Source organism: Paraburkholderia sp. BR10141 (assembly GCF_056155635.1).
The window spans coordinates 107553-132560 of record NZ_JBMIQH010000004.1 but is presented as its reverse complement, the minus strand read 5'-3'; the positions used below and the strand labels follow the sequence as shown (position 1 = coordinate 132560).

General features: G+C 61.4%; 20 protein-coding genes and 1 tRNA gene. 8 read left to right on the top strand and 13 right to left on the bottom strand.

The window, feature by feature from the left end:
* The first annotated feature begins 38 nt into the window (after positions 1-38).
* A complete protein-coding gene (locus ACOJB8_RS07160; protein WP_475011776.1) occupies positions 39-3365 on the top strand; it encodes a type I restriction endonuclease subunit R in 3327 nt (1108 codons plus the stop codon).
* Between the two features lie 594 nt (positions 3366-3959).
* Here the strand turns inward: ACOJB8_RS07160 and ACOJB8_RS07155 are convergent.
* The 7 genes from ACOJB8_RS07155 to ACOJB8_RS07125 all read right to left on the bottom strand — a co-directional run bounded on the left by ACOJB8_RS07155 (position 3960) and on the right by ACOJB8_RS07125 (position 10741).
* Entirely contained in the window at positions 3960-5399 is a 1440-nt protein-coding gene (locus ACOJB8_RS07155; RefSeq protein WP_475011773.1) for a hypothetical protein, read from the bottom strand.
* Positions 5399-7549, bottom strand: a complete 2151-nt coding sequence (locus ACOJB8_RS07150; RefSeq protein WP_475011770.1) for an ATP-binding protein — start codon at positions 7547-7549, stop codon at positions 5399-5401. Before ACOJB8_RS07150 ends, ACOJB8_RS07155 begins: the two co-directional genes overlap by 1 nt.
* 662 nt (positions 7550-8211) lie before the next feature.
* Positions 8212-8287: transfer RNA gene (locus tag ACOJB8_RS07145), tRNA-Ala, on the bottom strand.
* A 67-nt stretch (positions 8288-8354) separates the two neighbouring features.
* Positions 8355-8702 carry a c-type cytochrome gene (locus ACOJB8_RS07140; protein WP_368618037.1) on the bottom strand — a complete coding sequence of 116 codons (348 nt, stop codon included), beginning with the start codon at positions 8700-8702 and terminating at the stop codon, positions 8355-8357.
* Positions 8702-9484, bottom strand: coding sequence for a BON domain-containing protein (locus ACOJB8_RS07135; protein WP_368618036.1), 783 nt, complete (start codon positions 9482-9484; stop codon positions 8702-8704). The genes ACOJB8_RS07140 and ACOJB8_RS07135 overlap by 1 nt, the downstream gene beginning before the upstream one ends.
* A gap of 28 nt (positions 9485-9512) precedes the next feature.
* Complete coding sequence (locus tag ACOJB8_RS07130; RefSeq protein WP_069265196.1) at positions 9513-10100, bottom strand: phosphoheptose isomerase; 588 nt, start codon at positions 10098-10100, stop codon at positions 9513-9515.
* A 113-nt stretch (positions 10101-10213) separates the two neighbouring features.
* Complete coding sequence (locus ACOJB8_RS07125) at positions 10214-10741, bottom strand: YraN family protein (protein WP_368618035.1); 528 nt, start codon at positions 10739-10741, stop codon at positions 10214-10216.
* Here ACOJB8_RS07125 and rsmI point away from each other — a divergent pair.
* Positions 10740-11642, top strand: a complete 903-nt coding sequence (rsmI, locus tag ACOJB8_RS07120; RefSeq protein ID WP_368618034.1) for a 16S rRNA (cytidine(1402)-2'-O)-methyltransferase — start codon at positions 10740-10742, stop codon at positions 11640-11642. The two genes, ACOJB8_RS07125 and rsmI, sit on opposite strands and share 2 nt — an antisense overlap.
* 155 nt (positions 11643-11797) lie before the next feature.
* Here rsmI and ACOJB8_RS07115 read toward each other — a convergent pair whose 3' ends face one another.
* Positions 11798-12397 carry a septal ring lytic transglycosylase RlpA family protein gene (locus ACOJB8_RS07115; RefSeq protein WP_069265199.1) on the bottom strand — a complete coding sequence of 200 codons (600 nt, stop codon included), beginning with the start codon at positions 12395-12397 and terminating at the stop codon, positions 11798-11800.
* 769 nt (positions 12398-13166) lie between these two features.
* Here ACOJB8_RS07115 and ACOJB8_RS07110 point away from each other — a divergent pair.
* The 3 genes from ACOJB8_RS07110 (at position 13167) to ACOJB8_RS07100 (ending at position 15006) form a co-directional block, all read left to right on the top strand.
* On the top strand, positions 13167-13811 hold the full coding sequence (locus ACOJB8_RS07110) for an MBL fold metallo-hydrolase (protein WP_069265200.1): 645 nt from the start codon (positions 13167-13169) through the stop codon (positions 13809-13811).
* Positions 13812-13825: 14 nt separating this feature from the next.
* Entirely contained in the window at positions 13826-14458 is a 633-nt protein-coding gene (locus ACOJB8_RS07105; protein ID WP_368618033.1) for a 3'-5' exonuclease family protein, read from the top strand.
* A 77-nt stretch (positions 14459-14535) separates the two neighbouring features.
* Positions 14536-15006 (top strand): Lrp/AsnC family transcriptional regulator, encoded by a 471-nt coding sequence (locus ACOJB8_RS07100; RefSeq protein ID WP_174479506.1) that lies wholly within the window; start codon positions 14536-14538, stop codon positions 15004-15006.
* A gap of 42 nt (positions 15007-15048) precedes the next feature.
* On the opposite strand, the gene ACOJB8_RS07095 is transcribed toward ACOJB8_RS07100, so the two are convergent.
* The 3 genes from ACOJB8_RS07095 to ACOJB8_RS07085 form a co-directional block, all read right to left on the bottom strand.
* A complete protein-coding gene (locus tag ACOJB8_RS07095; RefSeq protein WP_368618032.1) occupies positions 15049-16230 on the bottom strand; it encodes a cation diffusion facilitator family transporter in 1182 nt (393 codons plus the stop codon).
* Positions 16231-16526: 296 nt separating this feature from the next.
* On the bottom strand, positions 16527-16835 hold the full coding sequence (locus ACOJB8_RS07090; RefSeq protein WP_069265202.1) for an H-NS histone family protein: 309 nt from the start codon (positions 16833-16835) through the stop codon (positions 16527-16529).
* Between the two features lie 413 nt (positions 16836-17248).
* The gene (locus ACOJB8_RS07085; protein WP_368618031.1) at positions 17249-17935 is read right to left on the bottom strand and encodes a HugZ family pyridoxamine 5'-phosphate oxidase; all 687 of its coding nucleotides are present in this window, start codon (positions 17933-17935) and stop codon (positions 17249-17251) included.
* A gap of 154 nt (positions 17936-18089) precedes the next feature.
* On the opposite strand from ACOJB8_RS07085, the gene ACOJB8_RS07080 reads away from it, so the two are divergent.
* Positions 18090-19310, top strand: coding sequence for an MFS transporter (locus tag ACOJB8_RS07080; RefSeq protein ID WP_368618030.1), 1221 nt, complete (start codon positions 18090-18092; stop codon positions 19308-19310).
* A gap of 116 nt (positions 19311-19426) precedes the next feature.
* On the opposite strand, the gene ACOJB8_RS07075 is transcribed toward ACOJB8_RS07080, so the two are convergent.
* Together ACOJB8_RS07075 and ACOJB8_RS07070 are read right to left on the bottom strand one after the other, a co-directional pair.
* Positions 19427-20572 carry a branched-chain amino acid ABC transporter substrate-binding protein gene (locus tag ACOJB8_RS07075; protein ID WP_342949610.1) on the bottom strand — a complete coding sequence of 382 codons (1146 nt, stop codon included), beginning with the start codon at positions 20570-20572 and terminating at the stop codon, positions 19427-19429.
* A 570-nt stretch (positions 20573-21142) separates the two neighbouring features.
* Positions 21143-22294: an NAD(P)H-dependent flavin oxidoreductase gene (locus ACOJB8_RS07070; RefSeq protein WP_475011763.1), complete on the bottom strand. Its 1152-nt coding sequence runs from the start codon at positions 22292-22294 to the stop codon at positions 21143-21145.
* A gap of 265 nt (positions 22295-22559) precedes the next feature.
* Here ACOJB8_RS07070 and ACOJB8_RS07065 point away from each other — a divergent pair, with 265 nt between their 5' ends.
* Both ACOJB8_RS07065 and ACOJB8_RS07060 read left to right on the top strand, forming a co-directional pair.
* Positions 22560-23258 carry a dienelactone hydrolase family protein gene (locus ACOJB8_RS07065; protein WP_368618028.1) on the top strand — a complete coding sequence of 233 codons (699 nt, stop codon included), beginning with the start codon at positions 22560-22562 and terminating at the stop codon, positions 23256-23258.
* A gap of 167 nt (positions 23259-23425) precedes the next feature.
* Positions 23426-24940 carry an amidase gene (locus tag ACOJB8_RS07060; protein WP_069265208.1) on the top strand — a complete coding sequence of 505 codons (1515 nt, stop codon included), beginning with the start codon at positions 23426-23428 and terminating at the stop codon, positions 24938-24940.
* Positions 24941-25008: the final 68 nt, after the last annotated feature.

The window sequence follows — 25008 nt, the reverse complement described above, 5'->3', positions numbered from 1 at the left end:
AGACAGCCGCGAGGAACCACCCACGGGGAAGCATTGACATGGCGAAGTCGGAATACAGCGAAGACAAGATGATTCAGGAGGACACCGCTCGTATACTCCACGAGGAACTTGGGTGGACTTCGGTTAACGCCTACGACGAGGCCGAAGGCAATGCAGCGCTGCTGGGACGTACATCGCGCGCCGAAGTGGTGCTAACCCGTGACCTGCTTGCTGCGCTCAAGCGCATTAATCCGGAGCTGCCAGACACCGCTTATATGCAGGCGCTGGAACAGGTTCTGGCACACGATCACAGCAAGACGCTGGTTGCCATTAATCGGGAAAAGTATGATCTGTTGCGCAACGGCGTCTTGGTCCACTACAAAGACAAGACCGGCCGTATGGTGCATCGTCGTCTGTCTCTGATCGACTTCACCGAAGGCCATGCCGACAACAACGACTTCAAGGTCATCCGCGAGTTGTGGATTCGTGGTCCGATCTATACCCGCCGCCCAGATGTCATTGGCTATGTCAACGGACTGCCACTGGTGTTCATGGAACTGAAGCGACTGGATGTGGCTGCCACGGACGCCTACAAGAAGAACTATCGCGACTATCGCGGATGGGATGCGACCGACAAGAAAGCGGCCGTGGACGGTACCATCGTGAGCCTGTTTCACTGGAACCAACTTGTCGTGGTCTCCAATGGCGAGGAAGCCAGATACGGGAGCATCACGTCTATGCGCGAGCACTTCTACCAATGGAAGCGTCTTGATGAAGACGATCCCGAACCAAAGAAAGCCGAGATGCAGTTGCCGCGTTTGCTTCACGGCATGTTGCACAAGGAACGACTGCTCGACCTCGTGGAGAATTTCATTCTATTCGACACCAGCGAGGGCGCGGCCAGCAAGGTCGTCGCGCGCAACCATCAATTCCTCGGCGTGAACCGTGTCATCGCCCGCCTGAACGCCGACGATGAAAGGGTGCGGACCGAGCTGGCAGCTGGGCAATTGGGGGTGTTCTGGCACACCCAAGGATCAGGCAAGTCGTATTCGATGGTGTTCCTGACAGAGAAGATCCATCGTAAGCTGTCGTCGGCCTACACCTTCGTGATCGTAACTGACCGTACCGAGCTGGATGACCAGATTGCGAGTACGTACACGAACTGCGGACGGGCGAACGCCAAGACTGACCAAGCGAAGAATGGTCCCGGGCTGCGTGCGATGCTGCGCGACGGCAATCGCGGGTATGTGTTCAGCCTGATACAGAAGTTCAATGAACGGGTAGAGGAGGACGGCTATTCAGATCGCGATGACATTATCGTCATCAGCGACGAGGCGCACCGATCCCAGTACGGACGGTTTGCCCTGAACATGCGAAAGGGTCTGCAACGGGCCAAGTTCCTTGGCTTCACTGGCACGCCGTTGATCGCCGCCGCGGAAAAGCAGCTTACTCGCGAAGTGTTCGGGGATTACGTGTCAATCTACGATTTTCAGCGTGCCGTGGCCGATGGTGCGACGTTGCCACTGAAATACATCAATCGGGGCGAGAAGCTGCGGATCATTGACCCCAAGGTGAGTGAGCGCATCGCCGACTATATCGACGAAGCCAAGCAGAGCGCGACGGCGGAAGACCCGTGGACTGATGAGAAGGAAGACAAGCTCTACCAGAAGCTCGCGGGTGAGTACGTCATATTCACTGCGCCCACCCGGCTGAGTCAGGTCGCGCAGGATTTCGTCGATCACTATTCCGAGCGCCGCAACGCCGTAAAAGACGGCAACAGTAAGGCATTGCTCGTTTGTATCGACAAGATCACCTGCGTGAAGATGTATGACTTGATCGCGGACAAATGGCGTGCCAAGGCAGATAAGCTAGAAGCAGACATCATTGCCGACGAAACGTTGTTTTCCCAGAAAGGTAAGCCGTTTCCAGCGCTGCTGGTGCAAAAGCGTGAGCGTCTGACGTGGATGCGTGAGTGCGAATTCTGCGTGGTTGTGTCGCCGCAACAGGGTGAGATTGAGGAGTTCAAGAAGTGGCGTAACCATCGTCGCGACCCGCTGGATATCACGCCGCACCGCGCCAAGATCGTCAATCGCGATCTGGAGCTTGAGTTCAAGAAGGCTGAAAACCCGTTTCGGGTGGCGATTGTCTGCGCAATGTGGCTGACCGGCTTCGATGTGAAATCCCTCGCCACGTTGTATCTGGATAAACCGATGCAGGGCCACACGCTAATGCAGGCCATTGCCCGCGTGAACCGTGTCGGCGGCGGGAAAGCCAACGGCCTGATCATTGACTACAACGGCATGATCAAAAGTCTGCGCAAGGCACTGGCAACGTTCGCCCAAGGCGACCGTGGAGACGGAGCGGGCAGCAGTGAAGGTGAGCCGGCGTATTTGGAGGATGAAGCTGAAGCACTGGCTGAGTATGCATTGAGCTTGCGTGACGCAACCGAGTTCCTATCCGATCTAGGCTTTGACCTAGATGAGGTGATTCAGGCCAAAGGCATGGATAAGGGGGCGAAGATCCTGGAGGCCGTCGATTTGCTGGCATCGACGGCCGAGCGCCGAAAGACCTTTGGTGTCCATGTGCAGGACATTCAGGCCAAGTATCGCAGCCTGTTCCCGAATCCCGGCCTGCACCGTTACGACGATCAGGAGGCTGCGCTCAACGCCATATACAACAAGCTGCAAGCGGCACGCACCACGCCGGATGTGAGCGCACTGTTGCAGGATTTGTACGATGTGGTGGATACCGCCGTGACGACCGAGCCCTCTCCGACTAGGACGACGAAGGAATACGAGCTTTCCAAGATAGACTTCAATCGCCTGCGCGCCGAGTTCCGGCAGATCAAGCAGAAGAATATCGTCGCCATGAATCTGATGGAGAAGATTGAGGCGCGGCTTAAGGATATGGTCGTGCAGAATCCGACGCGGATCAAGTTATACGAGCGCTATCAGGAAATTATTGCGGGATACAACAAGGACAAGGACGCCGTCGAAATCCAGAAGGTGATGGACGACCTGTTTGCTATCTACGATAACCTTGATGAAGAAGCCGTGCGGTTCCAGCGCGAAGGCTTGGACAACGAGCAGCAGTTGGCCGTATTCGATCTGCTACAGAAGGACACCCTGTCGCCGAAGGAGCGCGAGACTATCAAGAAAGTGGCAACCGAGCTGTTGGCGAAGCTGGAGAAGGGCCACCTGTTGATGGATCACCTGCGCGACCTAGCAGCGAAGCAGGCCCAGTTAAAGCGGGAGATCGAGATCCACCTGTGGGACAGCGAGCTGACTGGCTTGGGCTATACCCCGGCTGATATCCTGAACAAGTCGCAGGCGGTGTTTTCGCATTTGTTCGCTACGGCGGGCGATGGATCTAGGGTGCTGCATTAACCGACATCCTCTGGTTGTGAGGATCGGCAGACTACCTAACCAACATCTGGATCGAAGGTGACCATTGAAGTATGACGTAAGCTAGCAACACCCCGAGGATGTGTTTGCCTAGATGCAGGAAACAGAGCCGAAAACGTGAGAGCAGTTCAAGTCAGGAAAACCGGCAAGAGCAAAGCAGCATTGCTCTCTCGCCTCCCTCAAGTTCTTGATCGCAGTCTGTACTGCGATATGGCTTTAGGTCGTGTCGACGAAGTTCGAGACGTGTCAGTATCGTCCCGCGCGGGCGATCAATCCATCTCAAGACACTAAACCGGTACGGTACCCAGCCGCATCCGAGTCTTTCGTGAAAAACATTGCTACTTCGAAGTAGATGCCCATGAAAGCGAGCGCAAGCGATCGCTTTCAATGGGCTTGGCTCGTCGGATTCGCCCCCCCCCGATGAACACACGGGACATTACGGTACAAATAAAGTTGGCCGATCGCTTGCTTGCAGGGATTCCTTTCTCGAAGGATGTTCCGGCATCACGGTTAAAAGGAATACCCGAAATGTCCAGCGTGATGGCTTGCCATGGTCAAAATCTCTGCAACCAAACTTCATCTAAACTCAACAATGCCAGGACGACTGCTCCATGCCGAATACCGATGAAGCAGTTTGTCCACCACTGAGCCTCTAAGCCGGTACCGGATTGCGTGAACTTCGGGTGGATTACGCCGTTGCCATGTCCAAAATCGCCTACAAGAGACGAGTAGATAAGTCGGTGCATCCCCGATCATCCAAGGACCCAGCAATTCTAGAGATCCATTACGCAAAGTACCGCCTTGTGGGCCACGAGCCAAATGCACCAGTCCCTCGGGCACTTCAAGGCCGACAAGGTAGCGGCGTGTTCGTTCATGATCCTGTGCATGGTCGCAATCGGCACCGACTTCGACTAGTACAACTTCGGCGTTCCGCCTGAAGTCCTGTAGCTGTGCCCTAATTTGATCTCGTTCTTCCTCACCAAAAAGCTCGGGCGGATAAAGAAACTCCCCGTCTATTAGCTCTCGCGTATTGAATCCGAGGACATTACCGTTCATGGGTGGACGTGCAGGCACGACAACGCCTCGATCCCACGACTTGGCTGCTGAGATCTCCCTTTCTATCTGAAAGAATGTATTGAGCTCGGCGTGCATCAACACGTTATTTGAAAAATGGATATCTTCGGCCACCTTCGCACCGATAGAGTCTCGTATATAAGCTTTGTAATCGCCAGATTCGACGGAAGCACCAAGTTGATCGACAAGAATATCGACCATACCGGCGTCGAACGCACGCGCAGGCTCAGTTCTGGCAGACGCAGTGCCTGCTGCAGCCACGGAAATCTTGGCCATCACCTTACCAAGAGACTCGCTAACTTGCGAAGGGTCGGCTACGTCTGACTGTGCGCACCGATGGATTTCGTTTGCTGCTAGCGCTGCAGCCTGTGCTGCTCGCGTTTCCCAAGCGGAGACTAGATTGAGGTTCGAATCGGTTGCAACTGCCTTTGCTACAGATTCCCGCAATCGGTCGACGTTTTCATACAATGCGCCGTAGAATTCGCGTAAGCCTGCGTCAAACTCTTGGCCATTGGGCCCCTCAATGAGGAACTCGCCTTTCGACATTTCGAGGACGTCGATGGGGCAAGGAATCCCATCTAGCTGTTCAGCTCGAGCGTACAGCATCTGCTTCACTTCTTCGGCTTTCGCACCAACGCGAGTCCAAAAGACAAGCAGATATGGGCCGCTGTCTTTTGAGAGCAATTGTTTGATGACGTTTACAACGGCAGACCAGAGACTTTGTGTATCCGGTACACCACCGAGCTCCGCTAAATTGAGATCAGTAAATAGTATCCGCAGGTATGGAAGACCTCCCGCGGGTGGCTCCGGTTTGAGTGCATTTGTATCCCGGTCAAACCAGTACCCAGTGCATGGTATGCCAAGCGCAGAAAGTCCCGACGTTATTGAAAGCAAATGCCGCGGTTCATCGTCAACTGCGACAGCCCTTACAGGACCGAACATTATTTGGTCTCCCTAAATCGTAAAACGACTGCAGCCCCATCGAATGCTTTCGGAATATCGATTTCATCTCTAAACTCGTCGGCGGTATGAATTGAAAGCTCACCGCCACACTGTTCCATTACATGCTTTGCGAAGTAGAGTCCGAGACCCATGCCGCCTGGTCTCGTTGTGTGAAATGCCTCCGCCGCACGTTCGCGCGGGATCGAAAACCCTGGTCCATTGTCAATGACAGCAATAAAACCTGAAGTTGACTGATCATCCCAGTCACAAGCAACAAGTACCGCAGCTGGATCCGCTCGCTCTTCCCTCTCCTTTCTATATCTCGCCCAATACTGTGCATTATCGAGCAAATTACCGAGCGCTCCAGATATCAGATTTGACGCCCCGCGAATCCTGAAATCCGGCTGCTCCTTATTGAGAATGGGCGCTGACAGTGTCACGTGATGATGTCTAAAGCGAGGCTCTCGCGTCATTAAGGCTGCTCGGACGATTCCGCTTGCGAACACGGATCGTGTCACGTTCTTGCGCAATAAAGGCGCGAAACCTTGGAGTAACTGGTGAAGATGTTCAATCTGTTCGCGCAAACGCCGCTGATCGAGGCCACGTTCAAGCGCGCTAGCTAGTGAATCGACCTCCCGCTCGACTTCATGAAAGATGACGGCAAGGTTGAGTCCTGCGACGCCCGCATTCGTCATAACATCGCGCAACTGCACAAACTCTCGTTCAATAGCATCAATGTCTTTTGCGAAACTTTGATCAAGTCGATTAGACTTCAAGCCATGTCGCAAATGGTCCATCGCTTCGACAAAAAGAACGGGTTTCTCTTCCACCGTTCCTTTAATAACCTCGTCTAGCGCACGGCGGTCCTCGGCATGAAGTCGCTCTAAGTGTTCGAAGACACTCAGCACAATCCGTCTAAGCCTTTCGAAGGAAGCATTTTGGTCGAATCCTTCGCGATTTGTCTTTTCCCGTAGGCCGTCGCTCTCGTCAAGACTCAGGTGAATTGCCGAAACAACAGATGCTGTTCCAAGCTTTCCCGCGGGCGCGTTGATACGCCTCACGTTCAGACCAAGCCAGTCGTCGTTCCGCTCGCCATATGTAAAAACGCGGACGCCGTCACGATACACACGAACGCCAGTCTGATCATCGAGCCACGACCGTACCTGCGAGGAGCTGCCCGTGGCGTTTAGAACTTCTGAACGCCGGTAGTAGGCGTAAATGTGTCCGTCAATTGGGCCGATATCCCTGAGATCAGTGTCTGTCGCGAAAAGTGGTTCGTCCGCCTTCGCCAACCGGCGCTTCTCACCATCTGAATCCAATGCCGGTGCAAGCAAAAGACGATCGTCTTTCATCGTCGCACTGCGAGCCTTGACACTCTTCCAATGAGGCGGATTGAACGCGTAGCTCCAATTGAAGCAGTGGCCGTCGATCCTGAAGTCGAATTTCCAAACGGCGAGGCCCAAAAAATCGTTCGGTGCAATTAGATCTTTAAGATCGCCTTCTCTCCCTGGGGCGCTGAATTTGACGACGAATTGATCGGGTGTTTTGAAGGGGCTTGCAAGGGAAGTGACCAGTCGATACAGCTTGCGAAGATCACCGCGAGTCCATTGATCGCGCCGCAACCCCGATATTGCTATTCGCGTGCCGGTGCTATCTCCACTAAAGAACTTCGGTGTCTCGTTTTCTCGAACAGACACACTAAGGTTCTCCAAATAGGGACCCTGCTCCGTTAGCTTGTCCCAATCGACAAACACCTCGTATTCCGGGGATGCAGCCGAACGTGTCGTTAGCGTAACGTAGCGGCCAAGCTTTAAAGACGCAATGCGCCCCACGCCCTTTTCGCCAAGTGGCAACCGATGAAAGCGCTTCGTTCGAGTCGTGCGATTCTTACGTTTTGAGTCAGTTGCAAGCTCTAGCCACTTCCCGGTGATGTCGCTCAGTGTCATACCGTCCCCGGTATCTTGCACGACAATTGACTCAGCGCCACGCTGTGCTAGGTTCACCGTGATCTCGACTTCGTTGGCGTCTGCGTCGTATCCGTTTTTCACCAACTCGAAGATCGCCAATCGGTCATCGCCGATAAGCTCGTCGCCCAAGAGCTGCAGGAGGTGGCTGCGGGCTCGAATTGGATGAAGCGTGCCAGAGGTCATTAGTTACTCGCTTGTTTTATCTAACATTCACACGTGCAACCAGCCGGGAATGGGATGCGAAAGTCCTGTCAGCGCGAAGATGCCATCTACGCCTCAACATGCCGCGTCCACGCCTGCCTCGTTGCCACGCCGCTGTCCCTCAGTTGCATGGCAAGCTGCAATGGACTGAGAGCTTCGCTCTGTTGATGGCTCGCTATTATTGCTGCTTTTTAGTAACTATGGAGTGCCGTCCAAGGCAGGGCAAGACGAGCCGACATAGCAATGCAATTCGCATATCGCGAACAATGATGCTCGCTTTCTGTCGCACGACAGCCTGCACTCGCGGCGACGACTCTTTGCGGGGCAAATTAGCCACGACTCCATTGACCTAACCGCGGCTTCGCCCCGGTAAGCCCGGTGGCTTCTCGATTGGATGCAGAGCAGCGCACCCGCGTGAACGGAGCGCACCTTTATCGAGCGACCATTCCGACCTCCCTAGGAGCCATTCAAACCTTTCAAAGATTAAAGAATAGATGCTGCGGGTTTACGTCCAAAACGACAAAGCCGGCTCGTGGCCGGCTTTGATAGGAAGCATGTCGTTTCAGTTTGTCATGGACGCATAAATCTGCAGTTACTGCAAATAAATGGTTCCGGTTTCATGCGGAACTTCGTGGAATACTTAATGGTGGAGCGGAGGAGGATCGAACTCCCGACCTTCGCATTGCGAACGCGACGCTCTCCCAGCTGAGCTACCGCCCCAACGAATCACCGATTCTACACACACAAAATCCGTTTTGCCAAGCATCAAGTTTGACCCCAAGCAAAACTACTTCGAAGGCGCTCCGGCGAGCACCCAGGCCACAACGGAATGGATATCGCCGGCGCTCATCCCGGGATGAGAAGGCATAGGAATAGCCCCCCACACCCCTGCCCCACCGTCCCGCACTTTCTTCTCCAGCTTGCCCTGGGCCCCTGCATCGCCCTTGTACTTCGCAGCGACATCCTTAAACGAAGGCCCAACAAGCTTGCGATCCACCGCATGGCACCCCATGCAAGCATTCGCCTGAGCCACCTTCACCCCATCCGCCACAGCAGCAACCGCCGGCGAAGCGAGACCCAAACCAGCCCCAGCAACCACCACCCCAGCCACAACCCCACCAACAAACCGCCGCATCACAAAGCCCCCGTATTCCCCGCCTTCGTAGCCGACGAATTAGTCACAGGCGCGGGCGCCTGATGCTCAATAGGCTGCGAGGTCACGCCCGAATCAGGCACCGCCCCCACCGTCGGCGCATCGGCAGCAGGCGCCGCCGCCGGCGCACTGGGCGCAGCCGCCGTCGCCACCGTCGCCTGTTGCGGGTCGATGTACTGGTAGCACTTCACCACCTGCGTCACGCCCATCACCCCGGCCGTCGCGTTGGCGGCGATATTGCCTTCCTGCGGCGTAACCAGCCCCATCAGATAGATCGTGCCGCGCTCGCTCACGACCTTGAAGTTGTTCGCGGAGATGTCCTTATAGGCAATCAGCTCCCCCTTCACGCGTCCTTCGAGGTACGAGTCGTTCGCGCGCGAAGAGAACGAGCTGGCCGGCTGTACCGCCAGCTCGTTGACGATCGATGCAACGTTCGTCACGGCTCGCACAATGCTCTCGGCCTTCTGCTTCGAGGCGTCGTCGGGCACTTCACCCGTGATCAGCACGCGCTGGTTGAACACCGCCACGTTCACGTGCGCCGTGTCGGGCAGTTGCTTGCCGAGATCGGCCAGCGCCTTCACCTGGATCTCGCGGTCTTCCGTTTGCGATCCCACCGTGCGCCGGTCGGTTGCCACCAGCGCTGTGCCGCCCGCCGCGCCCGCCAGCGCCAGGAAGCAGCCCTGCAGGCTTGCGCAGAGCGAGGCTGCGAAGCCGATCGTCAGCGTGGTCCGTGCCAGCGCGCGCGTCATGCCGTATCTGCTCATCAACTTCCCCTCTCTTCGTCTTACGGTGTCAGTCTTCGCCCAGCAGCATCGCGTCGATGCCGTCGCACAGGCAGTGAATAGTTAACAGATGCACTTCCTGAACACGCGCCGTTCGGTCACTCGGCACGCACAGCTGAATGTCGGTATCGGCGAGCACGCTGTTCACGTCGCCGCCGCCCTTGCCGGTCAGCGCGATCACGACCATTTCGCGTTCGTGCGCTTCCTGAATGGCGGCCAGCACGTTTACGGAGTTGCCCGAGGTCGTGATGGCGAGCAGCACGTCGCCGGGCTGGCCGAGCGCGCGCACCTGCTTCGCAAATACCTGCTCGTACGCGTAGTCGTTGGCAACGGCGGTGAGCACCGAGGCGTCGGTGGTCAGCGCGAGCGCGGGCAGGCCCGGGCGTTCGCGCTCGAACCGGCCGATCAGTTCGGCGGCGAGTTGCTGGGCGGTGGCGGCGGATCCGCCATTGCCACACGCGAGAATCTTGTTGCTGTTCGCGAGCGCGGCGAACATCGTATCGACCGCGGCGGCAATCGGGACCGCCAGGGTTTCCATGGCCGCGAGCGTAGTGGCTGCGCTATCGCGGAAGTGCTGTTGAATGCGTTCGACGGACATCGACTCTCTAATCTGTACTGCGGGTATCGCAAAATTTCCGCGCGGTGCGGCGTGCCGCAAGTTTAGCGCACTCGAGGGCGTTCATTTTCACCCTTCTTTCTGTTGCGTAAGTTTTAGCTCTCGTGCGCTTCCGGTTGAAACGCGTCGCGCAGCCACACGAGCCGGCCGCTCTCGAACGCGATCACGTCGAAGCGGCACGCGGGCGGCGTTCGCGCTTGCGTGGCCGCTTTCCCGTTCGCATCGGCGGCGCGCCACGTCGCGAGAAAGTAGCGCGCCGCGCGCAGCACGCGCTGCTGTTTGCGCCATCCCACGCTCGCCGCCGCCCCGCCGAATGCCGGCCGCGCGCGGGCGCGCACTTCCACGAAAACCAGCGTGCCGTCGCGCTCGCGCATCACGAGATCGAGTTCGCCGCCGCGGCAATTCACGTTGCGCGCGACCAGCTCCAGGCGCTCGCGACGTAAAAACGCCAGTGCGTGCGCCTCGAAACGCGCGCCTGTCGCGCGGCGTTGGGCATTCGACTGCGCCCGCGCGCAAAAGTTGTCGACGCGTGCACTTTCGTTCGCGCCGCTTCCCTCGGGTGCACTCGCGCCCGCGTGGCACAATGTCGGCCTCTTTTCCTGCTTTCGCGCGTTGCGTGTCATGACGTCCCTCTCGTCCCCCTTCGAACTCGCACAGGCCCAGCAATATCCGGCCGCCACGCTGTACGTCGTGGCGACGCCCATCGGCAATGTCGCCGACATCACGCTGCGCGCCCTGCACGTGCTCGGCCTCGTCGATCGCATCGCCGCCGAAGACACGCGCAACACCGGCCAGCTCCTCGCGCGCTACGGTATTTCGAAGCCGCTCGTCGCCGTGCACGAGCACAACGAGCGCGAGGCCGCGCAGCGCGTGATCGAATTTCTGCGCGCGGGCGAGCGCGTGGCCTGCGTTTCGGACGCGGGCACGCCCGGCATTTCCGATCCGGGCGCGAAACTCGTGGACGCCGTGCGCGCCGCCGGCCTGAACGTCATGCCGCTACCTGGCGCGAGCGCACTCGCAACGGCGCTTTCCGCTGCCGGCGACTGGGTCTCGACCTTCACGTTCCTCGGTTTTCTGCCGCCCAAGCCCAAGCAGCGCGCAGCCGCATTGCAGCCGCTCGCCTCGCATACGCATGCGATGGTGTTCTACGAAGCCCCGCATCGCATCGTCGAAACCGTGCAGTCGCTCGCCGATGCGTTCGGTCCCGCGCGCCGCATCCTCATCGCCCGCGAATTGACGAAGCTACACGAGTCGCTCTGGAGCGGCACCCTGGCCGAAGCGCCAACGTGGCTGGCAGGGGACGCGAACCGTCAGCGCGGCGAGTTCGTGCTGGTGGTGGAAGGCGCGAGCGAGCAGGCGGAAGGCGAAGCCGATCACGACGCGCTCTTGCGCGTGCTGCTTCAGGAAGTACCGGTAAAGGGCGCGGCGAAGATCGCGGCGGCGCTCACGGGCGCGTCGCGCAATGCGCTCTACGCGCGGGCGCTGGAATTGAAGGGTGAAGGCGGGGAAGAAGCGGGCGACTGAGCCGCCAGCCGACTACAGTCAAAAGCACCAGCCAGAAAAACCGAAAGGCCGCCTGAGTCAATCAGGCGGCCTTTCGCGTATACATCCAACTCTGCCAGGCGGTTCAGTCTCAGGCGCGTCGCGGCGCACTCAGCGCCACGCCCAAACGAGATCGCTTAGTGATCGATGTTCGAGTTCGCGGCAAGCATATCCGCTTGCGCGGCCTTCGCTTCCTGGCGCGTGAGGCCTTCGATGTCCACCTTCGCCGTACCCGCATGCTGCACGCCAAGCAGCTTGGCGGCGGCATACGAGAGGTCGAGCACACGGCCACGTGCGTACGGGCCACGGTCGTTGATCTTCACCACTACCCACTTCGACGTGCCGGGCACGCTCACGCGCACATACGAGCCGAGCGGCAGCGTGCGGTGCGCAGCAGTGAGCGCCTTCATGTTGAAGCGCTCGCCGCTTGCGGTGCGGCGGCCGTGGAACGCGCGGCCGTACCACGAGGCGCGGCCGGTCTGGTGGAACGAGTGGACGTCCGGGCCGTTCTCGTCGATCGCCTCGGCGTTCGCGAGCGAGTTGTCCTTCGCGGTGCCCGATGCGGGCAGCGCAGCGAGCGCGGAGCCGTAGCCCTGCGGCGCAGTGAAAGCCGCGTCCTTCGTGCGAAGGGCGTCGCTGGATGCCTGGTCCTGCTGGGCAGGCGGCACGGCGCAACCGGCCAGAATGGACACGGCTGCGAGACTCCCGAGTCGTCGTCGAGTCAGTCGAAGGTTCATAACATTGCCATCACGTTCTCGAAGCCTGTCCCGCGCCATGTGTGCGCGTTGTCGGAAAGGCTTCGGCGGTCGCGGGCAAAGCTTCGCCATCGCTCGCCTGAAATGAAAAAGGCGAACGCGTGCCAATGCCCGGATGCAGCCCTAATAAGCCGCTAACCGCTAGTTATCTTTCACGTCTGGCGCAACCTGTCCCCGGCAGCCTGACCAGACCCCACATGCCGCCATCGAACGATGAAGCTCGTTCAGGCGCGCCGGAAACTCTCGGCGCACAGGAACGGCGGCGTAGGCCCCACCCAGCGTCACGGCATGTAGGCCGTTGCAGGCGCGTGGCACCTGGCTGGGCAAGACGTGCGGCGTCGAACGGATCGACACCTGATTTGCTATCTTGTAAGGCAGCCTGTTTCGGCCCGCCTAGAACGACAGCACTGCTTGACGGCGATGTATGCGACCTCTTTTTTTACGAAGGTCACACCGCCCTTTGAAAGCACGAATTCCGTGCGTGATGGGTCGCATTATACCCAAAAGTTATTCCTGTCACGCCGGTGCCTCACAAATCTCCATGATTTTTCACTATTGATGTAACAAAGCCGTTCGCCTTGCGCCGCCGCATCCCTTGTCAGACAAGGGACTGAGGCTGTCGCGAGCGGCGTCGGCGGCGCTTCCTGCACCCCGGTACAATCGATCCTTTGGCTGGGGCCGTCGGCACGCGACGTCGATTTCGACGCGTCGCTGTACCCGCCCCGCGAGACCTGAACCCCACGATCCCCGCATGAAAGTCACGCTGATTCCCGTCACGCCGTTCCAGCAAAACTGCTCGCTGCTCGTCGACGAAACGACGAACCGCGCCGCCGTCGTCGATCCGGGCGGCGACCTCGAACGCATCGAGGCCGAGATCGAACGTCAGGGCGTGCAGCTGGAAAAGGTGCTGCTCACCCATGGCCACCTCGACCACTGCGCCGGCGCGAAGGCGCTCGCCACGAAGTTCGGCGTGCCGATCGAAGGCCCGCAGGAAGACGAGCGCTTCTGGATCGACCAGTTGCCGCAGCAGAGCGTGCGCTTTGGCTTCGGTCACGCCGAGGCGTTCGAGCCCACGCGCTGGCTTCAAGACGGCGACACGGTGCGCTTCGGCGGCGAGGAACTCGAGGTCTATCACTGCCCCGGGCACACGCCGGGTCACGTGATCTTCTTCAGCCGCAAGCACCGGGTCGCCACGGTCGGCGACGTGCTGTTCGCGGGTTCGATCGGCCGCACGGACTTTCCGCGCGGCAATCATGCGGACCTGATCCGTTCGATCCGCGAAAAGCTCTGGCCGCTGGGCGACGACGTCACGTTCGTGCCGGGCCATGGCCCCGTTTCGACATTCGGCGAGGAGCGCCGCTCCAACCCGTACGTCGCAGATGGCGTACCTGGATGAGAGTGAAAAGTAAGATGAATCAAGCCGCTATTGAGGAGATTTACGTCAGCACTGACGTCGAGGCCGATGGTCCCATTCCCGGCCCGCATTCGATGCTGAGTTTCGCTTCGGCGGCGTACACCGCCGACAAGCGTTTGATCGCCACGTTCTCGGCCAATCTCGAGATGCTCGGAGGCGCGGCGCCGCATCCGGTGCAGGCCGCCTGGTGGGAGACGCAGCCCGAGGCCTGGGCCGCATGCCGCAAGGATCTGCAAGACCCGGCGGCGGCGCTCGTCGCCTACGTCGAATGGGTGGAGGCGCTGCCCGGCAAGCCGGTGTTCGTGGCGATGCCGGCGGGCTTCGATTTCACCTTCATGTTCTGGTACATGATGCGTTTCGCCGGGCGCTGCCCGTTCTCATGGTCGGCGCTCGACATCAAGACGCTCGCCTTCGCGATGACGGGCCTGCCGTACCGCAAGTGCATCAAGCCGCGCTTTCCGAAGCACTGGTTCGACGATCACCCGCACACGCACGTCGCGCTCGACGACGCGATCGAGCAAGGCGCCCTCTTCTGCAACATGCTGGCCGACCTGCGCGCACAGCAAGCCGCGCTCGCCGCTGATGGGGACGACTCAGGGCAAAACGCCGCGAGCACTCCGGCAAATTAGGTAATCTCCCTCATCATCTGCGCTTTGCATTGCGTTCTGTTCTCCTGGCCTCTAACATTCAGGAATACAGCGACGCAATGGAGGCGCAGTTGACACTCGATACGTTCTCTCAGAAGATCCTGCGCCTGCTGCAGCTCGACGCGCGCCGCTCGGTCCAGGAAATCTCCGACCAGGTGGGGCTCTCCAGCACCCCTTGCTGGCGCCGTATCAAGGACATGGAACAGTCGGGCGTGATCCAGCGCTACACGGCGCTGCTCGATCGCGAAAAGCTTGGCCTGCACGTCTGCGCGCTCGCGCATATCCATCTCACGCGCCACACCGAAGGCGGCGTCGAAGCCTTCGAACGCGAGATCGCCACCTGCCCCGAAGTCACCGAGTGTTACAGCACCACGGGCGAGTCGGACTACATCCTCAAGATCGTCGCACCCGACATCAAGGCCTACGACGCCTTCCTGCACGAACGCATCTTCCGCATTCCCGCGGTGGCGCAGGTGCGCACGAGCGTCGTGCTGCGGGAAATCAAGTTCGATACGCAATTGCCGCTGTGAAGCCACGACGGCGCGGCGGCTTCTCTGCCGCGCCGAGCGCACTCAATGCGACTCGCGCGATTTGCCGTGCGCGGCCAGTGCGCCATGCGCATCGAGCGGCTGCATCACGACGAGCTTGCTCGCGCCGAGGCGCGCGCGCAGCGCTTCCAGATCCATGGCGGCCACGCGCCGCGCGTCGTCCGCCGCGGCCAGCACCACCTGAATCTCCAGCCCCGTGCTCAGGTAGTGCAGCGTGATGCCTTCGACATGCACGTCATGCTCCGACAGCTCGCTTCGCAGGCGCCTGGCCACGTCGTCGCGCGCAGGCAGGTTGGCCACGGAGCGCACGTGCATGTCGTCTTCGGGATCGACGTGAATCAGTGCATCTAGCACGCGTGCGTCGGTGAGCAGGCGAGCACGCGCCGTCTCCGCGATGTAGTGCCCTTCCGAAACCGAAATCAGCGGATCGACGAGGATGTGCGCATCCACTAGCGCGAGGTCGCCGGTCTTGCGTGTGCGCATCTCGTGCACGTCGAGCACGCCCGGCGTGCTCATCAGCAGCGCGCGCAGGTCCGCGGCGGCGGCTTCGTCGAGCGCGCGGTCGGAGAGGTCCTGCAGCGCGTCCCAGCCGAACACCCAGCCCATGCGCGCGACCATGAAGCCGACGATGGCCGCCGCGATCGGATCGAGCAGCCGCACGCCGGCGAGGCTGCCCACAATGCCGATCGCCACGACCAGCGACGAAGCCGCGTCCGAGCGCGCATGCCAGGCATTGGCGATCAGCATGGCCGAGCGCACGCGCTGCGCCTCGCGCAGCATGTAGCGAAAGAGCCCTTCCTTGGAAACCAGCACGAGGAGCGCCACGACCAGCGCGCTCACGTGCAGCGCCGGAATATCGCCGAGATTCATGATGCGCGTGCCGGCGCGCACCAGCATGCCGACGCCCACCGCAATCAATAATGCGCCAAGGAATAACGACGCGACCGTCTCATAACGGCTGTGGCCGTAGTTATGATCGGCGTCCGGCTTGGCGCCGCTATGCCGGTTGGCCAGCAGCACGACGAAGTCGGAAACGATATCGGCGAGTGAATGCACGCCATCGGCAATCAACGCCTGCGAATGCGCAAACACACCGATGACGATTTGCAACACCACCAGAACAGAATTGACGCCAACGCTGACCCACGTCGTACGGCGTGCGACCTCGTGTTTATCTGAGAACGGGGGGGCGGCGGAAGAAGTCATGCGCGGCGAGAGAGCAAATTAGGGGAATAACCGCGATTGTAGCGACTGCATGCGACGATTTTATGGATAGCCCTAAAAATCTCTTTTAAATCAGATGCCTACAAGACCAGGAAGCATTCTCATTCAAGCCGTGGATACGGTTCGAACCAAACCGCACATGGTGCAGAAAATCAAAAAGCCGCGCGTCCCCGGACTGCGCGGCTTCTTGTTTTCGAGAATCAGGAGATACCTCGCCCGACTCCGCTCCTGCTTTCACTCATGCGCAGCGCGTTCAAACGCGCCGCTGACAAGTTGATTTACTTCTGGATCAGAAAACGATCGCGGTCTTGACCGGCGATCCAGCGCGGCGGCTTGCCACGGCCCGACCACGTGCTGCCGCTGTCGGGATCGCGGTATTTCGGCGCGACGCTCGCACGCGAACGGCTGGCTGCCTTCGCGGCTTTGGCGCTGGCGCGGCCGCCACCGAGTTCTGCCAGGGTAATGCCGTAGTCGGCCATTTTCTGCTTGATTTCATCGAGGACCTCGGCATATTCGCGAGCCTTCGCCTCTTCAATCTGCTTTTCCAGCTTCTCTCGCTGAGCGAGAAGTTCCTTGTAGGAAGACATAGGTGCCCTTGTGGTTTGATCTTAATGGCTACTGATCTCGCGTCAGTATGCCGATTGATAGATGCGTGCCTCGGAAATCGGTGGCGAGATTAACACAGATTTGAATGCCGGGTTGCGTGTAAGCAATAAAAATAATTAAAGCCAGATTTCCAATCCCGCGCCTTCCAGCAAGCCTCTAACTCATTGTCATTTCGTGCAAATCGGTATTTTTACTAAATCCCGCTTTTGCCAGATAAATCCACATCTCATAATTAGCAGCGGATGAAAATTAAATGCGTTGAAATACGTCAAACATTTCATCCCATGACAACTTTGAGCCAATCAACGGGGATAGAAACCGGTTGCTGCTAAGCAGCATGAGGCGACGCGCTATATAGGACGGCGGACAACGCCCGCATGGGCGGAATAAACCGTCATTGCGTATGGCGCTCAATGCAGTCGGCTAGCACCGCATGCAAGGATTGCAAATCAAACTGTGGCGCATCGAAAACAAAGCGCGTGCGGGCGCCGTCGATCACGAGATCGGCGCCGTAGCGATCCACGCCTGCGAGGTCCAGTCCGGCTCGGCGGGTGGGGTGCGTTTCGAAAAAGCGGATCAGCGTGGTTTCGTCGGCGGGAGCGAGCGGGGGGAGCGCGTCGAGGTCGGCGCCGTCCATCCAGCCCATTGCGCCAAACCCGCCGATATAACGCAGCCGCTCGACGTGCATGACCCAGAAGGTGAAGTCGCCGAGTGCGAGATAGCGCTCGGCGTCCGGGTGATAGCGCACGTAGCGCCGCGCCAGCGCCTCGCTCGCTTCGTGGGCGGCTGAATCGACCGGCGCGACTGGTTCGAAGCGGCCGAGCAGCGTGGCGCGCGGGGCGTTCAGCACGTCGGCGTCGGGTACGTGCGCGACGAGAAAGCCCGCGCGCGGGTCGTCGAGCAAATTGCGCGTGTGCTCGGCCAGACGGCTCACCAGGATCACCGGACGGTGCTGCGCGTCGGGCGCAAACGGCAGCAGCGTCGGATACGGAAAACCGCGCGGCTCGCGCGAGTGCGTGGCGAGCGTGCCGATAGGCGTCTGGTGCAGCAGATGCAGCGGGGCGTGAGCGGGAATCTTCAAGGGCGCGTCCTCGAGTCGAACGATGGATGCTCCTGATATTAGAGCAGCTGACCCGGCCAACGCGCTGCGACAGGCCAGTCGCACCTTCGTTAGAATCATCGTTTGCTTTCAGGCGCCTTCCTGGTCCCTTCTCTTCCTTCTGCCCGGAATTCCCGTGTCCGACCGACCGACCGACCCCGCCCTCGCCGTTGCGAGCCCAGCCGCCCACCATCGGGCGCTGCCCGCCGCCACGCGCCATCGCGCGCGCATCGCGACCATGGCGCTCTTTTTCGTCGCCGGCATGATGTACGCGTCGTGGGGCGTGCACGTGCCGACCGTGCGCGACAAGTTTCATCTGAGCCCGGCACTTCTCTCTTACGCGCTCTTCGCGGTCGCGGGCGGCTCTATCGCCGCGATGACGACGATCGGCGGCTGGATCGCGCGCGCGGGCTCGCGCCGCGCCTGCCTCACCGGCGGCCTGACGATGTCCGTGTGCGGCGCGCTGATCCTGGTGGTCCCGTATTACTGGATGCTGATCGTCGTGCTCGCCTTTTTCGGCGTGGGCATGGCCACGCTCGATGTCGCCATGAACGCCGAAGCGAGCGCCGTGGAAGAAGCCGTCGCCAAGCCGATCATGTCGGGGCTGCATGGCATGTTCAGCCTGGGCGGCATGGCGGGCGCCGCGATTGGCGGCGCGCTGCTCGCGCGCGGCATGGCGCCGGCGCTGCATCTCTTTCTCGCTTCGGCGCTGGCGGCGCTCGTGCTGTTCGTCTCGTGCCCGGCTGTCCTGCCGCACGTGCCGCACGCTACGCACGGCGAGCACGCGAAAACCGGCAACCGCTGGCGCACGCCCGCGCTCTGGGCGCTAGGCGCCATCGCGCTGATCGCTCTGATCGCCGAAGGCGCGATGTACGACTGGGCCACGGTCTACATGCGCGACGTGGTGCTCTCCACGCCTGCGCTCGCCAGCGCGGCCTACGCGGCGTTTTCGGGCGGCATGGCCGCGGCGCGCTTCGCCGGGGACGCCGTGCGCGCGCGCTTTGGCGCGCCGCAGCTCGTGATGGCGAGCGCCTCGCTCGCGTGCGCGGGCATGATCGGCGCGCTGTTGCTGCCGTTCTCGTTCACCGCGCTCACGGGCTTCACGCTGATGGGGCTCGGCCTCGCCAACATGATGCCGGTGCTGTTCGCGGCCGCTGCGCGCGTGAAAGGTATCCACGCGGCCGAAGGGCTCGCGCACGTCGCGGGCATCGCCTATTTCGGCTTGCTGTTCGGGCCGGTGGTGATCGGCGGCATCGCGCAGGTGACCAACCTCACGGTCGGGCTCGCCGTGGTGGCGTTGTGCGCGGCGCTCGTGGCGTTTGCGGGGCCGAAGGTGCTGCGGCGGCTGGGGATCTGAAAGCGCATCGATAACTGCGTCACGCGCAGCCCCAAACGAAAAAAAGCCCGCAGGCCGAAACCTGCGGGCTTTTCCAATCGCGTGAGCGAAATGGGTAAGTACGCGCTAAGCGCGAATTACATCTTCACGACGTCGAGCAGCGACTTCTTGCCCGACTTGTAGTTGTACAGCGAGATCACGCCGTGCTTGAGGTCGCCCTTCGAATCGAAGGTCGTCTCGCCAATCACGCCCTTGTAGTCCGTCGTCGGCATTTCGGCGAGGATCTTTGCCGGATCCGTCGAGTTCGCACGCTTCATGGCGTCGACGATGATGTACACAGCGTCATACGTGAACGGTGCGTAGATCTGGATCGGCTGGCCGAAGCGCTTCTCGAACTTGGCTTCGAATTCCTTGCCGCCCGGCATCTTTTCGAGCGCCATGCCGGCTTCCGAACACACGATGTTGTCGGTCGCGTCGCCGGCGAGGTCGGCCAGCTTGTCGGTACAGACGCCGTCACCCGCGAGCACCTTCGCGCGCAGGCCAAGCTGCTTGGCTTGCTTGGCGAACGGGCCGCCGGTGGCATCCATGCCGCCGTACATGATCGCGTCGGGGTTTTCGCCCTTGATCTTCGTCAGAATGGCGCGGAAGTCCACGGCCTTGTCGTTCGTCGCGTCATGCGACAGCACGTTCATGCCGAGCGACTTGGCGGTCTTCTCGAACTCGTTCGCGAGACCCTGGCCATAAGCCGTCGAGTCGTCGACCACGGCAACGGTCTTGACCTTCAGGTTCTTCGCCGCGTAGTTCGCGAGCGCCGGGCCCTGCTGGGCGTCGGTCGCCACGACACGGTAGGTCGTCTTGAAGCCTTGTTGCGTGTAGGCCGGGTTCGTGGCCGACGGCGAGATCTGCACGATGCCTGCATCGCTGTAGATCTTCGATGCCGGGATCGACGTGCCCGAGTTCAGGTGGCCGACGATGGCAACGACTTTGTCGTCGACGAGCTTCTGCGCGACCTGGGTGGCCGTGCGCGGGTCAGCTGCGTCGTCTTGTGCATCGAGCACAAGCGTGACCTTCTGGCCGCCGACCATGAGGCCCTTCGCGTTGATCTCTTCGACTGCGAGACGTGCGCCGTTTTCGTTGTCTTTACCGAGGTGCGCAATCCCACCCGTAAGCGGCGCGACGTGGCCAATCTTGACCGTAACGTCTGCGCTCGCTGCCGTTGCGAACGACGCGAACATAATGGCCGCAGCGCTGATCGGCAACAGCTTGTGAAGCTTGATAGTCATGTAAGTCTCCAGTTTCGAACCCAAAAGCTACGTAATCGCCCAGTGCTCCCGCGCCCCGAACGTGTCGCTCCCCGTGCGGACGACCACGCAGGATGCATCCTTGATGCACCTGGCCAGCATGGCGAATGGTCCGTTCATGGCGGGCCGCCCATCCATACTTGCGCGCAAGTGTAGGTGATCAAATTAATTTGGGGGACTTTTTTCAGATATTGGTGCGAGTACCAATATGCGTACTGCAAGAACAGTTCGAAACCCTGATCAATCGACCGCAAGCCTTATGTAATAAGGCATCCGGACTTTGGATCCAATTATTGGGAGATTCCCTGAGGGGTCCCGCACGAATCGTTTTTTGGATTATTTGACGGGAGTTATTGGTGTGTTAGCGCACGCGTTCCGGGAATACACCAGGGTGCCGTGCGACCATATGAAAACCCCTCCCATTCGCGATAACGTTTGCGAGTCGCACGGACGCCCGGAACGCACTTTTTTGCGCGTGCCGGTTCAAGTAAGCATTCGATTAATTTTGCACGCCGATGCGTTGCGGACTCGCCTCTCATGCGGCTACCTGCCTCACGCGTCGTGACTCAGTTTGCCGGGTAGTTTGCCTGACACAGCACGCCATTCGGCATCGAGCGCAGCGACGATTTGCGCGGCGCCGAGACCGGCCTCGCGCGTACGCGAAAGCGGTGCGCCCTGCCCCGACCACAGCGACAGATAATCGCCGTCGTTCTCGCGCGCCGCGCGTTGCCGCAACGGCTGCGTGAGCGCGTTTTGCACGGGGTACGGCGCGACCGTCTCGGGCCGAGCCTCGAGCTGCTGCATGAGCGGATTGCGAATGCCGCGCGCGTGGCGTCCGGTGATTGCGCGCGTGACCGAGGTCGCGGTATCCGTCGACGCACGCAGCCGCGCCTTCCAGTCAGCGGGAATCGCACTTTCGGCACTGCCGAGAAACGCGGTGCCCATCTGCACGCCTTGCGCGCCCAGCGCGAGCGCCGCGACGATGCCGCGCCCGTCCATGATGCCGCCCGCCGCCAGGACCGGGAGGCCGACCGCACCTGGTGCATCGACCGCATCGACGAGTTGCGGCACCAGCGCCATCGTGCCGATGAGCGCGTGCGGCGCCTCGCCGATGAACGTGCCGCGGTGCCCGCCCGCTTCGGCACCTTGCGCGACGATCGCATCCGCACCCGCGTCGCGCCACGCGATGGCTTCGGCCACGTGAGTGGCCGTGCCCATCACGTAGCTGCCCGCCGCATGCAGGCGCGCGACGTCGGACTTGGGCAACAGGCCGAACGTGAAGCTCACCACCGGCACGCGCAGCTCGATCACCGCGTCGAGTTGCGCGCGAAAGTCGGGCGCGTAACGTGCGAGCGCCTCACCGGGCGGCAAACCGTGCTGGGCCGCCACCGGATCGATCGCTTCGAGCGCGCGGCGCACGGTGGCTTCGTCGGGATTCGCAGGGTCGAGCACGAAGAGATTCACGCCGAAGGGCTTGTCGGTGAGCGCGCGAATCGCGGCGACTTCGCTCGCGATCTTTTCGGGTGCGAGCGCCGCCCCGGCGAGAAAACCGAGCCCGCCCGCGTTCGACACCGCCGCGACGAGCGCAGGCGTGGTCGGGCCGCCCGCCATCGGCCCCTGCACGAGCGGCAGGCGCAAACCGAAGCGGCGGCTGAACGGCGTGGAAAAGTCGGGCGACGTGCGCAACGCGGGAGTAGAACTCATGAGGCGATCCTTGTATGGCTGAATGAGCGATGACGATGCAATCGCTACCGACTCTAGCCAAAGCCCTCCTGCCCGAAAATTGAATAATCGAGATCATTACGATCCGCTTGCGAGAACGCGTTTTCCGTGGCGTGCGCTGCAGAGGTTCAAGGGCCTATGGCAAACTGGCTCCCCGATTTCGCGACGCGCCGCGGGCAGTGTGCGAGCCGCCTGCCTGAGCGCTGCGGCGCGTCGCATGACTCATTGATGAAGACGGAGAAACAACATGAGCGTTTCGACCAAATGGATCGACATTCCCGCCGGCAATGACAGCTTCGGCGCGTACCTCGCGCTGCCCAGGGGCGGCAAGGGACCGGGCATCGTCATCCTGCAGGAGATCTTCGGCGTGAACGGGCACATCCGCGACGTCGTCGAGCAATATGCGCTCGACGGCTACGTGGCGATCGCCCCCGACGTGTTCTGGCGCGCGGCCCCGCGCGTCGAGCTCGACTACGTGGGCGCGGACCGCGATCGCGGCATCGCGCTGATGCAGAAGACGGACGTCAACCTCGTGGTCGAGGACATCGCCGCGACCGCGGCTGCGCTGCGCGCGCTGCCCGAGTGCACGGGCAAGGTCGCGGCGATCGGCTACTGCTTCGGCGGCCGTCTTGCCTACCTCGCGGCCGCCAGCGGTTCGGTGGATGCGGCGGTGTCCTACTACGGCGGCGGCATCCAGAATCAGCTCGATCTCGCCGACAAGGTCACCAAGCCGATTCTCTTCCACTACGCCGAACTCGATCACGGCATTCCGCTGTCGGCGGTGGGCCAGGTGAAGGAGCGCTTCGCGGGCCGCCTGAACGCCGAGTTCCACCTGTACCCGAACGCCGATCACGGCTTCAACTGCTCGGTGCGCGCCTCGTACAACCAGCACGCTGCGGCGCTCGCGCACGGCCGCACGTTGAGCTTCCTGGCCGAGCATCTGTAATACCCTTCGGGCGGCGACGACGGTTGTCGCCCGGCCGTCGTTGCGCACGCCTTGCTGCATCGATGCGCGCGCAACGACAAACCCCGCAGGCGCGCCGCCCGCTTACACTCCTTGCGTAGCCGTATCGCTCAAGCCCGGCCCCAACCCGACGACGAGGAGTGCGCGCCTTGCAATCCGACTATCTGGAATACGACGCCATCGGCCTCGCCGATCTCGTGCGCCGCCGCGAGGTGAGCGCGCGCGAGCTGCTCGACACCGCCATCGCCCGTGCGGAAGCCGCCAATCCCGCGATCAACGCCATCGTCCTCAAGGACTATGAAGCGGCGCGCGAGCGCGCGCGGCGCATCGAGGCGTCCGGCAACGGCGTGAGCGCGCTGAGCGAAGGGCCGCTCGCCGGCGTGCCGTTTCTCGTCAAGGACCTCGGCGCGGCCGTGGCCGGGCTGCGGATGACGCTCGGCAGCCGTCATTACCGCCACTACATTCCCACCGCCGACGCGCCCGTGGTTGCGCGTTTTCGCGCCGCGGGCCTGAATATCTTCGGCAAGACCAGCGCCTCGGAGCTCGGGCAGATGCCCTATACCGAACCCGAGCTGTTCGGCCCCTGCCGCAACCCGTGGAACCTCGATCACACGCCCGGCGGCTCGAGCGGCGGCGCGGCCGCCTCGGTCGCGGCAGGCATCGTACCGCTCGCGCACGCGTCCGACGGTGGCGGTTCGATCCGCATTCCGGCGTCGTGCTGCGGGCTCTTCGGCTTCAAGCCGTCGCGCGCGTTCCAGCCGGCGTCCGACGTGCCGCCCCCGCCCGGCGCACTCGGCGTCGATCTCGCGGTGTCGCGCAGCGTGCGTGACAGCGCGCTGATGCTCGACCTGATCGCCGGCGACCCCGCGTTGCCTGCCGGCGCGCCCGGCACCTTCCTCGCCGCCGCGCGCGCCCCGCTCGACGGCTCGAAGCCGCTCGCCATCGCGCTGTTGACCGAGCCGATGTTCGCGGACACACTCGCGCCCGAAGTGCGCAGCGCGCTCGACGATGCCGCCGAACTGCTCACGTCGCTCGGCCATCGCGTGGAGCCGTTTTCGCTCCCCGTGGATTACGCACAGGCGCGCGAGGCGTTCCTGATGCTGTGGTCGGTGGTGGCCGAGCAGTACGTGCTGCACGCGGACGACATCACGGGCACGAAGCCGCACCGCCGGGAGTTCGAGATCGCAACCTGGGCCATGGCGCACATCGGCCAGAAGCTCGGCGAGCGCGAGCTGCCCGCGGCGCTCGACGTACAGCAGCGCATCACGGCGCAGCTCGCCGACCTGATGAAGCGCTACGACGTGCTGCTGTGCCCGACGCTCGCGGCACCGCCGGTGAAAATCGGCGAACTGAAGCCAAGCCAGAGCGAGCGCATCCAGATGCGCGCGGTCACGGCCATGCCGGTGGAAGTGCTGATGAGAAAGCTGCTGACCGAAGCCTCGAACAAGGCATTCGCGTGGGCCGGCTGCACAGAGCTTTTCAACTTGACGGGCCAGCCGTCGATGTCGGTGCCGCTCGCATGGAACGCTCGTGGGCTGCCGATCGGCGTTCAGTTCGCCGCGCGCGAGGGCAACGACGCATTGTTGCTGCGCCTCGCGGCGCAACTGGAGGCGGCGCGCCCGTGGTTCAACCGTCGGCCGCCGCTGCTGCAGGCGCGGCGCTAGCGCGCTCGCGCTTTCATGAACGACGTGCGCGGGCAGCGAAGCGTGTGGGGTCTACGCGTTGCAGTGCC